Consider the following 12649-nt stretch of genomic DNA (forward strand, 5'->3'; position numbering starts at 1 on the left):
CGCCTTCGCCTTCGCGTGAGCCGCTGACGCTCAATCCTGCTTCTTCGGACGGAGGATGATGCCGAAGACCCAGTTGATCAACGAGATGATGATCGCTGCGACCACGCCCCACCAGAAGTCCTCGACGCGCAGGCCCCAGCTCCAGAAGCTGGTGATCCATGCGGTCAGCCACAGCAGGAACGCGTTGATGATGAGGCCGATCAGTCCCAGCGTGAGGATGTAGATCGGAAACGCGAGGATCTTGATGACCGTGCCGATGATCGTGTTCACGAGCGCGAAGATCGCAGCCACGACCAGCAGCGTGATGACGAACTGCAGCGTCTCCCCCGGCGGGAAGGCGATGACCGAGACCTGCAGGGTGGGGATCAGGGTGACGACCCAGATCGCGAAGGCGTTGACGACGACACGGATGAGGAAGCCCATAGTCTGGCCATTCTGTCACCCGGCGGCGTACGGCTCATAGACTCACAGGGTGACCGACGCCCCCGAGATCCCCGTCCGCGTCCGCCCCGAGATCGCCGCCCTGCCCGCCTACCAGCAGGGAAAGCAGGCCGAAGCAGACGCGTTCAAGCTCTCGAGCAATGAGAACCCGTTCGATCCGCTTCCCGGCGTGCTCGACGCCGTACACGCCGCGAGCGCGCTGAACCGCTATCCCGATGCGACGGCCGGTCGCCTGCGGCATCGCCTCGCCGAGCGGTTCGGGGTCGACGACGACGCCGTGCACGTCGCGGCCGGCAGCGTGTCGATCTTGACGCAGCTGGTACTGGCGACGTCCGGCCCGGGCGACGAGGTCGTCTTCGCCTGGCGGTCGTTCGAGGCATACCCCGGACTGGCGGTCGTCGCCGGCGCGACATCCGTGCAGGTGCCGCTCACCGAGGACGCGCGCCACGACCTGCCGGCGATGGCCGCAGCGATCACCGATCGCACGCGGGCGGTCATCGTGTGCAGCCCCAACAACCCGACCGGGCCCATCGTGACCCAGGCGGACTTCGACGCATTCGCCGCCATGGTCCCCTCCGACGTGCTGATCATTCTCGACGAGGCATATGCCGAGTTCGTCACCGATCCCGACGCCGTCGACGGACTGCGGGTTCTCAGCGCGCGGCAGCACCCCAACGTCGTGGTGCTGCGCACGTTCTCAAAGGCCTACGGACTCGCGGGCCTGCGCATCGGCTATGCGATAGGGCATCCGCGCATCCTCGACGCCGCGCGCAGCACCAGCATCCCGCTCTCGGTCACCGCGCACGCCGAAGAGGCCGCGCTTGCCAGCCTCGACCAGGAGGAAGAGCTGCTCCGGCGTGTGCGCATCATCGCCGAGCGTCGCGACCGTCTCGCCGTGGCGCTGCGCGCCGCCGGGTGGCGCATCCCCGAGGCTCAGGGCAACTTCGTGTGGCTCCCCGCAGGACGCGAGACACTGGATCTCGCCGGGGCGTTCGACGCGGCCGGACTCATCGTGCGCCCGTTCGCCGGAGACGGCATCCGGATCAGCGTCGGCGAAGAGGACTCTGTCGAGAAGGTCCTATGGATCGCGGCATCCGTTGTAAGAGACCTCCCAGAGGGCCATTCCGGCCGCGGGCTAGCGTAGAACGGTGACCCTGTCTCAAGACGTGGCGCCCTCCGCTGTCGCGGCGGGTGACGCACCCGAACTCGTCCGTGTGCTCGCCGCCGACGGCACGCTCGCGCCGACGCCCGCGGCGGAGCCCTACCTCGAGATCGTCGATTCCCTCGCGGATGCCGAGCTCGAGGGCTTCTACCGTGACATGTTCATCAGCCGTGCATTCGACCTGCAGGCCACGAACCTCCAGCGTCAGGGCCAGCTCGCGCTCTGGCCGCCGAGCTTCGGCCAGGAGGCCGCGCAGGTCGGTTCGGCCCGCGCCGCGCGCGCGCAGGACCACCTGTTCCCGTCGTACCGCGAGCACGTGGTCGCCACGATCCGCGGCGTCGACGCCGTGGACATCATCCGGGTCATGCGCGGCCTGACCCACGGCGGCTGGGACCCGTCCGACCCGAAGAACGGCAACACCCACATCTACACCCTCGTGCTCGGATCGCAGACGCTGCACGCCACCGGCCTGGCGATGGGCCTGGTGTTCGACGGCAGGTGCGGCTCAGGCGACCCCTCGCGCGACGAAGCGGTCATCGTCTACTACGGCGATGGAGCCACCAGCCAGGGCGACGTGCACGAGGCGATGGTGTTCGCCGCGAGCTACCAGACACCAGAGGTGTTCTTCCTGCAGAACAACCAGTGGGCCATCTCGGTGCCCGTCGCCACCCAGTCGCGGGCGCCGCTGTATCGACGCGCCGCGGGATACGGCATCCCGAGCATTCCGGTCGACGGCAACGACGTGCTCGCCAGCTACGCCGTCACCCGGGTAGCGCTCGACGAGGCCCGCGCCGGCGGCGGCCCGCGAGCGATCGAGGCGATGACCTACCGCATGGGTGCGCACACGACGAGCGACGATCCGACCAAGTACCGCACGTCGAAGGAAGAGGACTCGTGGGCACTCCGCGACCCGATCGCGCGGATGCGTGTCTACCTGCGCGGCCGCGGAGCTTCCGACGGGTTCTTCGCCGACGTCGAGGCCGAGGGATCGGCGTTCGCCGAAGACGCCCGTGTGCGCACGATGGCGCTCGGCGGCATCCCGACCGAGATCATGTTCGACCACGTCTACAGCGAGCCGCATCCGCTCATCGACGAGCAGAAGGCGTGGCTCGCCGACTACGAGGCGTCCTTCGAGCAGGGAGCGTCGTGAGCACCGCGATCGAGAGCCCGGCATCGCTCGTCGAGACGCTGCCCTTCAGTCGCGCGCTCAACGCCGGAATGCGCCGCGCGATGGTCGAGAACGATCGCGTGCTGCTCATGGGCGAGGACATCGGCAGGCTCGGCGGCGTCTTCCGCGTCACCGAGGGGCTGCAGGCCGAGTTCGGCGAGCAGCGGGTGCTCGACACTCCCCTGGCCGAGTCGGGCATCGTGGGCACCGCGATCGGGCTCGCGATGGGCGGGTTCCGGCCCGTGTGCGAGATCCAGTTCGACGGCTTCGTCTTTCCTGCGTTCGACCAGATCACCTCGCAGCTTGCGAAGATCACGAACCGCCACGAGGGCGCGCTGAGCATGCCCGTCGTGATCCGCATCCCCTACGGCGGCCACATCGGCGCGATCGAGCACCACCAGGAGAGCCCCGAGGTGTACTTCACGCACACGCCCGGCCTGCGCGTCGTGAGCCCGTCGACCCCGAATGACGCGTACTGGATGATCCAGGACGCGATCGCCTCGACCGACCCGGTGATCTTCCTCGAACCCAAGAGCCGCTACTGGCAGAAGGGTGAAGTGGATGCCGCCGCCCGCGCGCTGCCGTTGCACGCGAGCCGGCTCGTGCGCCGCGGCACTGACGTGACGCTCGTCGGCCACGGGGCGATGGTCGCGACCCTGTTGCAGGCCGCCGCGCTCGCCGAGTCGGAGGGAACGTCGTGCGAGGTCATCGACCTGCGCTCGCTCTCTCCCGTCGACTACGGACCGATCCTGGATTCGGTGCGCCGTACGGGCCGCATGGTCTACGCCCAGGAGGCACCCGGCTTCTCCTCGCTCGGCTCGGAGATCGCGGGGACGGTCATGGAGAAGGCGTTCTATGCGCTCGAGGCCCCCGTGCTGCGCGTGTCGGGCTTCGACGTGCCGTTCCCCCCGGCCAAGCTCGAAGGCATCTTCCTTCCGGATGCCGACCGCATCCTCGAGGCCGTCGACCGCACTCTCGCGTATTGACCTGACCGTCGTACTTGACCTGACGCTCGTATTGACTTGACCCACTTGACCCACTTGACCCACTTGACCCACTTGACCCACTTGACCCACTTGACCCACTTGACATTGTTGCGAAAGGACACCGGATGAGCACTCAGACGTTCCTCCTCCCCGATGTCGGCGAGGGTCTCACCGAAGCCGAGATCGTGTCGTGGCGCGTGGCCCCCGGCGATGCGGTGGCCGTCAACGACGTGCTCGTCGAGATCGAGACCGCCAAGTCGCTCGTCGAGCTGCCCTCGCCGTTCGCGGGCGTCGTCGGCGACCTGCTCGCCGCCGAGGGCGACACCGTCGACGTCGGCTCGGCGATCATCACGATCGCGGGGGCCGACGCGGCAGCGCCGCCGGTCACCGCGGGCCAGAGCGAGCACGGCGAGCCGCACGAGCCCGAACCCGACGGCGCAGGATCGGTGCTGGTCGGGTACGGCAGCGCCGGACACGTGCAGTCCCGTCGCCGCGTGACGGCGCAGCGCGTCGTGCGCGCAGCGGTCGGCGTGGTCGCCAAGCCGCCGATCCGCAAGCTCGCCCGCGACCTGGGCGTCGATCTCGCCGATGTCGTGCCCAGCGGGGCGGCCGGCGAGGTGACGCGCGAAGACGTCGTGAAGCATGCTTCGCAGGCGAGCGTGTTCCGCAACATCGAGACGCCGGAGTGGGGTGCCGTGCGCGAGGAGACCATCCCCGTCCCGGTGCCGGATGCCGCGGCATCCGTCCCCCCGGCGCCCTCGCGTTCGCTCCCCGAGCCGGTCGACGGTCGCGAGGAGTCGATCCCGGTGCGCGGGGTGCGCAAGGCGACCGCGAGTGCGATGACCAGCAGTGCGCTCACCGCGCCCCACGTGTCGGTGTGGGTCGACGTCGACGCGTCACGCACGATGGAGCTCGTGAAGCGGCTGAAGAGCTCCCCGGACTTCGCCGACGTGAGGGTCTCGCCGCTGCTGATCATGGCACGCGCCATGATCTGGGCGGTGCGGCGCACGCCGATGGTGAACGCGGCCTGGGTCGACACCGACGAAGGCGCGCAGATCCGGGTGCGGCACTATGTGAACCTCGGCATCGCCGCAGCCACTCCCCGCGGCCTGCTCGTGCCGAACATCAAGGACGCGCAGGACCTCAACACCCGCGAACTCGCGCGCGCTCTCGAGAAGCTCACGCTCACCGCGCGCGAGGGCAAGACGACTCCGGCCGACCAGCAGGGCGGCACGATCACCATCACCAACATCGGCGTCTTCGGCGTCGACGCGGGCACGCCCATCATCAACCCCGGCGAGGCCGGAATCGTGGCGCTCGGCGCGATCCGGCAGAAGCCGTGGGTCGTCGACGGCGAAGTGCGCCCACGCTGGGTCACCACGGTGTCGGGCTCGTTCGACCACCGGGTCGTCGACGGCGACGGCGTCTCGCGTTTCATCGCCGACATCGCCTCCGTGCTCGAGGAGCCCGCGCTGCTGCTCGACTGATTCGAGAATGATTATCAATAGCGCTATGCTCGGGGTATGCCTCGTGGAAAACATGCCCTTCAGCTGATCGCCCTCACTCTCGGGGGCGTGCTCGCTCTCACCGGCTGTGCGTCGACCGGGACGGATGCCGCGTCATCCGGCGACGGCCGACTGCAGGTCGTGGCCTCGACGAACGTCTACGGGCAGATCGCCGAGGAGATCGGCGGCGATCTGGTCGACGTGACCTCGATCGTTGCATCGGCGGCGCAGGATCCGCACTCGTTCGAGGCGACCGCGAAGGACCAGCTCACGGTGTCGAACGCCGACCTGATCATCGAGAACGGCGGCGGCTATGACGCGTTCATCGAAGCGCTCGTCGACTCCAGCGGCAGCGAGGCGCCCGTGATCACGGCCGTCGAGTTCTCGGCCGCGTGGCCCGGTGTCGACGCCGGATCCGGCACCGACTACGTCGAAGGATTCAACGAGCACGTCTGGTACGACCCGACCGCGGTTGCCGCTCTGGCACAGGGGATCGCCGACGAGCTCGCGGCGCTGCAGCCGGATGACGCCGAGACGTTCCAGGCGAACGCCGCGGCGTACGTGGCTCAGATCGCGGGCCTGGAGAGCGCCCTCGCCGAGATCGACGCGTCCCACGCAGGCCAGAAGGTCTTCGTGACCGAACCCGTGCCGGTGTATCTGGTCATCGCCGCCGGTCTCGAGAACGCGACCCCCGCGGCGTTCAGCCAGGCGGTCGAAGAGGGGCAGGACGTCCCGCCGGCGACCCTCCTGGAGTCCCTCACTCTCTTGCGAGACGGCGGAATCGGGGTCGTGATCACCAACGCTCAGACCGGTGGCGCCGAGACGACGCAGATCGTCGACGAGGCTCAGGGTCTCGGCATCCCCGTCATCGCGTTTTCCGAAACGCTCCCCGAAGGCCAGACTTACATCTCGTGGATGCAGGCGAATATCGAGGCGCTGGCCGCCGCGCTGGCGGAGTGACCGACACCGCGCCCGTTCTGCAGATCCGGGATGCCGCGCTCCGGCGCGACGGGAACGAACTGTGGTCCGGTCTGAACCTCGATGTTGCCGCGGGCGAGCTGGTGGCCATCCTCGGGCCGAGCGGGTCGGGCAAGACGACGCTCATGCGCGCGATCCTCGGTCTCGAGCCGCTCAGCGCCGGGACGATCTCGGTCGGCGGCAGGCCCGTGCGCAAGCGGGGCAACCGCACGATCGGCTACATTCCGCAGTCGCGCCCCCTGCCACCGGACACGGCGCTGCGTGGCCGGGATCTGGTCGCACTCGGCGTCAACGGGCATCGTTTCGGCCTGCCGGTGCCTCGTCGGGCCGACGCGAAGCGGGTCGCCGCGCTGGTGGAAGCCGTCGGCGCCGGGGCTTTCGCGGACCGGCCGATCGGCGTGCTCTCGGGTGGCGAGCAGCAGCGCCTCCGTGTCGGCCAGGCACTCGCCGATGACCCGGACCTGCTGCTGTGCGACGAGCCGCTCACGAGTCTGGATCTGGCCAACCAGCAGGCTGTCATCGGGCTGATCGATCGACATCGCAGACGGCACGACGCGGCCGTGCTGCTGGTGACGCACGACATCAACCCGCTGCTGGGAAAGGTCGACCGCATCCTCTACATCGCAAACGGCCGGTTCACCCTGGGCACGCCCGACGAGGTGCTGCGCTCGGACGTGCTGAGCGACCTGTATGGCGCGAACGTGTTCGTGCTGCGGGCGGGCGACCGGCTCGTCGTGGTCGGGGCGCCGGATGCCGAAGCCTCGCACCACCACCACGACGGGGCGCGCGAGTGAACTGGGACGACATCTGGAACGCCATGTTCGGCGGCCTTCCGGTCTACGGCGAGATCCTCGCGCTCGTGTCCAACTCGGTATGGGCGGGCGCCGTGCTCGGTCTGGTCGGCGGGCTCGTCGGAGTCTTCGTGATCCAGCGCGACATGGCCTTCGCGGTGCACGGCATCAGCGAGCTCTCGTTCGCCGGCGCTGCGGCCGCACTCCTGATCGGCGTCGACGTCGTCACGGGTTCGATCGTGGGGTCCCTGATCGCCGCCGCCGTGATCGGCTGGCTGGGGGCGAGAGCCCGCGACCGCAACTCGATCATCGGCGTGCTCATGCCCTTCGGGCTGGGGCTGGGCATCCTCTTCCTCTCGCTCTACAACGGCCGCAGCGCCAACCGTTTCAGCCTGCTCACGGGTCAGATCGTGTCAGTGCAGACTGGTCAGCTCGGATGGCTGATCGCAATCAGCGTGATCGTCCTGGCCGGCATTCTGCTCATCTGGCGACCACTGCGCTTCGACTCGCTCGATCCGCAGTCCGCGGCCGCACGGGGTGTGCCGACGACGGCGATCTCCTTGGGATTCATGCTCCTGCTCGGACTCATCGTGGCCGTTGCGGTCCACATCATCGGTGCGCTGCTCGTGATGGCGCTCCTGGTCACCCCGGCCGCGGCGGCGATGCGCGTTGCGACCGGCCCGCTCTGGGTGCCCCTCCTGGCGGCGGTGTTCGGGTTCGTCTCGGCAGTGGGCGGGATCCTGCTCGCGATCGCCGGCACGCTGCCGGTGAGTCCGTACATCACGACGATCTCGTTCGCGATCTACGTGGTGTGCCGCGTCGTCGGCGCGCGCCGCGGCCGGATGGCGGTGTCGGCGTGAATGCGCGCATCGTCCGCGCCCGGGTTCTGGCCAGGGGCGATAGGTAGAATCCCCACCATGGTTCAGCGCAACACGTGGCAGCGCGATCGGGTGCGCGAGGCGCTCGGTGACGCCGGCGGCTTCGTGAGCGCGCAGCGTCTGCACGCGACCCTCCGCGACGAGAACACCGGCATCGGCCTGGCCACCGTCTACCGCGCGCTGGCCGGACTCGCCGCGCAGGGCGACGCCGACTCGCTGCAGAGCCCCGAGGGCGAGAGTCTCTACCGCGCCTGCAAGACGCTCGGCCACCACCACCACCTCATCTGCCGCTCGTGCGGGCTGACCGTCGAGATCGAAGCCACCGATGTCGAGCAGTGGGCGCGCAGGACGGCGGCGCAGCAGGGGTTCAGCGAGGCCGAACACGTCGTCGACATCTTCGGGTTGTGCGCGGCCTGCGCGCAGGCCCGTGCGAGCGAGCGTGTCGCGGAGTAGGGCGCGAGCCGGCAAGCCGGGGGTCTGGGGCGCAGCCCCAGTGGGAACGCCCCCGGTCGCGCCGAGCAGGGCGGCGCGCACATGGGCCGGGGTCGGCATCGGCGTCCTCGTCATCGCCGGGCTCTTCCTGATCGACGCGTTCGCTCCGACATTCTTCCCGGCATCCCTGCCCACGCGCGCCCAGGACGGCCTGACGCTCGCGGTCAGCGTGCTGATCGAGTCGCTTCCGTTCGTCGCCCTCGGTGTGGTGCTGTCGATCGTCGTGCAGGTCTGGGTGCCTCCGGGCATGATCGAACGATGGATGCCGCGCCGGGCATGGGCCCGTCGTGCCGTGCTGTCGCTGCTGGGAATGTTCATCCCGGTGTGCGAATGCGGCAACGTCCCGTTCGCGCGAGGGCTGCTGATGCGCGGGTTCACCGTGCCGGACACGCTCACCTTCCTGATCGCGGCCCCGATCGTGAACCCGATCGTGATCATCACGACCCATCAGGCGTTCGGGTTCGACGACGGCATCCTGATCGCGCGCCTGCTCGGCGGCTACGCGATCGCGAACCTGATCGGCTGGCTGTACAGCCGCCATCCCGACCCCGACGGGCTGCTGACCGACCGGTTCCGAGAGACCTGCGAGCTCGTCGTGCACGAGCCCGGCGGTCGAGGCCGGCGCAGCCTCGCGCAGTTCGTGATCGAGCTGCGCGCGGTGATGCCGGCACTGGTGATCGGCTCGGCCCTGGCCGGAGCGGTGCAGGTGCTCATCCCGCGGGAGGCGCTGCTGGCGATCGGGTCGAACCCGGCGCTGTCCATCATCGCGATGATCTCGCTCGCCCTGGTTGTGTCGATCTGCTCGAACGTCGATGCGTTCTTCGCCCTGTCGTTCGCCTCGACGTTCACGCCCGGGTCGATCGTCGCCTTCCTGCTGGTCGGACCGCTCGTCGACATCAAGATGCTCGCCCTCATGCGCACCACCTTCACGACCCGCACCCTCGCGGGCATCGTGATCGTCGTGATCCTGTCGGCGTTCGCGATCGGGACGGCGGTGAACCTTCTTGCATAGCACAGCGGGATTCGTCGGCACACGGTGGCTCGGCGTCGGCCTGGCCTCGATCCTCGCCGTCGTCACGCTCGCACTCGCCTTCACCGGCCGGCTCGGGCTCTACATCAACCCCGATTCGGCCTGGTTCGCCATCTTGATGGCGGTCGTCGTGCTCGTCGGCGCCGCGCTGAGCTTCAGCCTCCCGCTCGGCGCCGAGGCCGACCACGGCCACGCTGATGACCACGCCCACGCGCCGGTGACGGTCGACGCCCCGCGGGCCCATCCCGCGGCGCTCGCCGCCACCACGATCGGCGGAGTGGCGGCATCCGGCGTCGTGCTGCTCACGCTCGTGCTGCCTCCCGCCTCGCTCTCGGCCGAGCTCGCGATGTCACGCGACGTGGGGGCGCCGCCGCTGTTCGCGGGGTCGGATGCCGTCACCCTGGCCGCGACCGGCGACACCGCCTCGTTCGGCGTCGGCGAGTGGGCGACGGTGTTCGCCACGGCGACGAATCCCGATGCGTTCGAGGGCGACACGGTCACTCTGACCGGCTTCGTCACTCCGGGCGACGGCGTCGCCGGAGAGTACGACCTGACGAGACTCGTCATCACCCACTGCGTCATCGACGCTCAGCCGGCCAGTATTCCTGTGGCGGCATCCGATCCGCTCGAGACCGGGCAGTGGGTCACGATCACCGGGACGGTGAGCACCACCGCCGAAGGACGCCTGCAGATCGACCCGACCTCGATCGAGCCGATCGACGAACCCGCCGACCCGTATGAGTACTGAGCCGCCGACCCGCGCGGGCCGCACGCGCAGACGCCGTGGCCGCGTCTTCGTCGGCACCTTCGCGATCGTCGTGGGCGCACTCGCCGTCGTGGGCCTGGCAGGCGCCGCGGCCAGCGTCGCGCAGGGCCCCCGGGTGTCGTCGGTGCAGGTCGATCCGGACGCCGCAGCCGCGGCGTCTGGAGCACGGCTGATCGTGACCACCTCGCAGTCGCTCGAAGAGGTCGACGCGAGTCAGGTCTCGGTGACGCCCGCGACCCCGTTCACGGTGGACACATCCGGCCGCGGCGTCGGAGTGCGATTCACCCTCCCCCTTTTCGATGACACCGAGTACACCGTGACCTTCCGCGACGTCCGGGGCCGCGGGGGCGGGCCGGCGGCCACCTTCAGCCAGACGTTCCGCACGCCCCAGGCGCAGCTGTTCCTGCTGCAGCGCACCTCGAGCGGCGACACGATCTTTCGCACCGACCTGTCCGGCGACGAGCTCATGCCGGTGTACCGCAACGATCACATCGAGGACTTCCGGGCGACCTCGAGTCACCTCGTCGTGTCGGTGATCGCCGATGACGCATCCGAACTCGTCGTCACCGACCTGGAAGGCGGGCAGGAGCGCATGCTGCCGCTGCCCGGCGAGGGCTACGTGTCGAACCTGCAGAGCGCGGACCGCGGTGAGCTCATCGGATACACCTTTTCGGATGCCGACCTCGGTGACGCGGGAGGACTGGAAAGCGCGCTGTTCACCGCATCGCTCAAGCAGAGCGAAGCCGACGCCGAGCCGACGCCGGTCGCGGTGACGGGCGCCGACGGGCGCATCGCCGAGTGGCGATTCGTGCCCGACACCGACAGCATCCTGCTGCTCTCGTTCGACGGCTCGCTGCTGCTGACGGACTCGACGGGGCAGAACTCCACGGCGCTGGGGTCGGCGATCGCGATCGAAGGCATCGCCCGCGGTTCATCCGAGGCGATCGTGGCGCGCTTCGAGGGCATGAAGGTGATCGGCCTGTCGGATGCCGGCGAGACCGACCTCGTCGACGCCGACGTCGACCTCGGCATTCGCGGCGCGATCACCCCGGTCCCGGGCGGGGGAACGGTGCGGATCGGGGCACCGACCGATGCGTCCGGCATCCCCGTCGGCACGACCGTCACCGCGGTGACCGGCGACGGCACCACCGAGGTGCTGATGGAGCTGCCGTCGACGGACGTCGTCGTGCACACCTGCGTCTCGCCGAGCGGCCGATACGCGGCGATCACCGTGGCGCCGGATGCCGTCGCCAACCCCTACGACCGGTACCGGCTGCCGTTGCCCGAGAGTCTCGAGTCCCGCATCGTCGAGATCGCGACCGGTGCGGCGCGCGCCGGCAAGCCGGGGGTCCGGGGCGAAGCCCCAGCGGATACAGTCGTGACGCTGTCGGGCTTCGACCTCTCGTGGTGTCAGGTGCCGCCCGGATGAGCGGGGCGCCGATGGGCGGCGCGCTGCGTCCGGCGACACGCGCCGACCTCCTCGGCCTGCCTGTCGAGGTCGCGCCGCGGCTGCTCGGGGGCACGCTGACCACGGTGGTATCCGGCGAGGTCGTCGTCATCCGGCTGACCGAGGTCGAGGCCTACCACGGGGCCGGAACCGGCGATCGGCCCGATCCCGCCTCGCACGCGCGCATGGGCCGAACGGCCCGCAACGCGACGATGTGGGGCGAACCCGGGCACCTCTACGTGTACCTGAGCCACGGCATCCATTCGTGCGTCAACGTGGTCAGCGGCCCCGAAGGCGTCGCCGGAGGGATCCTGCTGCGCGCCGGAGAGGTGATCGAGGGGCGGGATGCCGCGACCCGGCGTCGGCGGGAGCGGCGGGGTGCGGTGCGCGCCGACCGAGACCTGGCCCGGGGACCCGGTCGCTTCGGCGATGCCGTGGGGCTGCGGCATCCCGTGCACGACGGCATCGACGCGATCACCGGCGCGGACCATGCCGGCGCGACGGCTCGGCTGGAGCTGCGCGCGGAGCCCCTCGAGCGCTTGGCGAGCGGACCACGGGTGGGAGTGGCCGGAACGGCGGGCACGGATGCCTTCCCCTGGCGCTTCTGGATCGAGAGCGACCCGACGGTCTCGGCTTTCCGGTGGGGGCGTGGCGCCCGCGACGCGTGAGGGCGCCGCGAACTCAGCCCCGCGACCGTGATGATCAGCTCCGCGACCGTGCTGACTAGCCCCGCGACCGTGCTAAACTGAATCTTTGTCTGCGCGCACTCCAGCGCGCAGTACGTACCCTCCTTCGAACTCAGGCCGCAGGCGGCCGCATTCGGCGCGGGGGTGCAGACAAGGGATCTTGGGTGGAACCGTCCGGTTCCACGGTATTCAGGAGGAGTAGACCAATGGCAGCAGTGTGCCAGGTGACCGGAGCAGTTCCCGGCTTCGGTCACAGCATTTCGCACTCGCACCGCCGGACGAAGCGCCGCTTCGACCCGAACGTGCAGAAGAAGACCTA

14 protein-coding genes are annotated in these 12649 nt (G+C 69.5%); 13 read left to right on the plus strand and 1 reads right to left on the minus strand.

What is annotated here, in order from left to right; all coding sequences use genetic code 11:
* Window positions 1-30: 30 nt before the first annotated feature.
* Window positions 31-423, minus strand: a complete 393-nt coding sequence (locus tag QZV84_RS05545; protein ID WP_292826556.1) for a phage holin family protein — start codon at window positions 421-423, stop codon at window positions 31-33.
* A gap of 49 nt (window positions 424-472) precedes the next feature.
* Between QZV84_RS05545 and QZV84_RS05550 the strand changes: the two genes are divergently transcribed.
* The 13 genes from QZV84_RS05550 to rpmB form a co-directional block, all read left to right on the plus strand.
* Window positions 473-1585 (plus strand): histidinol-phosphate transaminase, encoded by a 1113-nt coding sequence (locus QZV84_RS05550; protein WP_292826559.1) that lies wholly within the window; start codon window positions 473-475, stop codon window positions 1583-1585.
* A 4-nt stretch (window positions 1586-1589) separates the two neighbouring features.
* The gene (locus QZV84_RS05555) at window positions 1590-2753 is read left to right on the plus strand and encodes a thiamine pyrophosphate-dependent dehydrogenase E1 component subunit alpha (RefSeq protein ID WP_292826563.1); all 1164 of its coding nucleotides are present in this window, start codon (window positions 1590-1592) and stop codon (window positions 2751-2753) included.
* Window positions 2750-3757: an alpha-ketoacid dehydrogenase subunit beta gene (locus QZV84_RS05560; RefSeq protein WP_292826566.1), complete on the plus strand. Its 1008-nt coding sequence runs from the start codon at window positions 2750-2752 to the stop codon at window positions 3755-3757. The genes QZV84_RS05555 and QZV84_RS05560 overlap by 4 nt, the downstream gene beginning before the upstream one ends.
* A gap of 125 nt (window positions 3758-3882) precedes the next feature.
* Window positions 3883-5244, plus strand: a complete 1362-nt coding sequence (locus tag QZV84_RS05565) for a dihydrolipoamide acetyltransferase family protein (protein WP_292826569.1) — start codon at window positions 3883-3885, stop codon at window positions 5242-5244.
* Window positions 5245-5280: 36 nt separating this feature from the next.
* A complete protein-coding gene (locus QZV84_RS05570) occupies window positions 5281-6222 on the plus strand; it encodes a zinc ABC transporter substrate-binding protein (protein ID WP_292826572.1) in 942 nt (313 codons plus the stop codon).
* Complete coding sequence (locus QZV84_RS05575; protein WP_292826575.1) at window positions 6219-7034, plus strand: metal ABC transporter ATP-binding protein; 816 nt, start codon at window positions 6219-6221, stop codon at window positions 7032-7034. The genes QZV84_RS05570 and QZV84_RS05575 overlap by 4 nt, the downstream gene beginning before the upstream one ends.
* Complete coding sequence (locus tag QZV84_RS05580; protein WP_292826578.1) at window positions 7031-7891, plus strand: metal ABC transporter permease; 861 nt, start codon at window positions 7031-7033, stop codon at window positions 7889-7891. Before QZV84_RS05575 ends, QZV84_RS05580 begins: the two co-directional genes overlap by 4 nt.
* 57 nt (window positions 7892-7948) lie before the next feature.
* The gene (locus QZV84_RS05585) at window positions 7949-8362 is read left to right on the plus strand and encodes a transcriptional repressor (RefSeq protein ID WP_292826581.1); all 414 of its coding nucleotides are present in this window, start codon (window positions 7949-7951) and stop codon (window positions 8360-8362) included.
* A gap of 40 nt (window positions 8363-8402) precedes the next feature.
* Entirely contained in the window at window positions 8403-9413 is a 1011-nt protein-coding gene (locus tag QZV84_RS05590) for a permease (protein WP_292826584.1), read from the plus strand.
* The gene (locus QZV84_RS05595) at window positions 9406-10179 is read left to right on the plus strand and encodes a TIGR03943 family protein (protein WP_292826587.1); all 774 of its coding nucleotides are present in this window, start codon (window positions 9406-9408) and stop codon (window positions 10177-10179) included. Before QZV84_RS05590 ends, QZV84_RS05595 begins: the two co-directional genes overlap by 8 nt.
* Window positions 10169-11626, plus strand: coding sequence for a hypothetical protein (locus QZV84_RS05600; RefSeq protein ID WP_292826590.1), 1458 nt, complete (start codon window positions 10169-10171; stop codon window positions 11624-11626). Before QZV84_RS05595 ends, QZV84_RS05600 begins: the two co-directional genes overlap by 11 nt.
* A complete protein-coding gene (locus tag QZV84_RS05605; protein ID WP_292826593.1) occupies window positions 11623-12312 on the plus strand; it encodes a DNA-3-methyladenine glycosylase in 690 nt (229 codons plus the stop codon). Before QZV84_RS05600 ends, QZV84_RS05605 begins: the two co-directional genes overlap by 4 nt.
* A gap of 224 nt (window positions 12313-12536) precedes the next feature.
* Window positions 12537-12649, plus strand: a 113-nt coding sequence (rpmB, locus tag QZV84_RS05610) for a 50S ribosomal protein L28 (protein ID WP_292826596.1), incomplete at its 3' end; no start/stop codon positions are given.

Origin of the sequence: Microbacterium sp. (genome assembly GCF_011620715.1) — a bacterium.
Classification (GTDB): domain Bacteria; phylum Actinomycetota; class Actinomycetes; order Actinomycetales; family Microbacteriaceae; genus Microbacterium.

Coding starts and splice junctions, on each gene's coding strand:
- QZV84_RS05545 (WP_292826556.1), bottom strand. CDS start 423: ATGGGCTTCCTCATCCGTGTCGTCGTCAACGCCTTCGCGATCTGGGTC.
- QZV84_RS05565 (WP_292826569.1), top strand. CDS start 3,883: ATGAGCACTCAGACGTTCCTCCTCCCCGATGTCGGCGAGGGTCTCACC.
- QZV84_RS05570 (WP_292826572.1), top strand. CDS start 5,281: ATGCCTCGTGGAAAACATGCCCTTCAGCTGATCGCCCTCACTCTCGGG.
- QZV84_RS05585 (WP_292826581.1), top strand. CDS start 7,949: ATGGTTCAGCGCAACACGTGGCAGCGCGATCGGGTGCGCGAGGCGCTC.
- QZV84_RS05600 (WP_292826590.1), top strand. CDS start 10,169: ATGAGTACTGAGCCGCCGACCCGCGCGGGCCGCACGCGCAGACGCCGT.
- QZV84_RS05605 (WP_292826593.1), top strand. CDS start 11,623: ATGAGCGGGGCGCCGATGGGCGGCGCGCTGCGTCCGGCGACACGCGCC.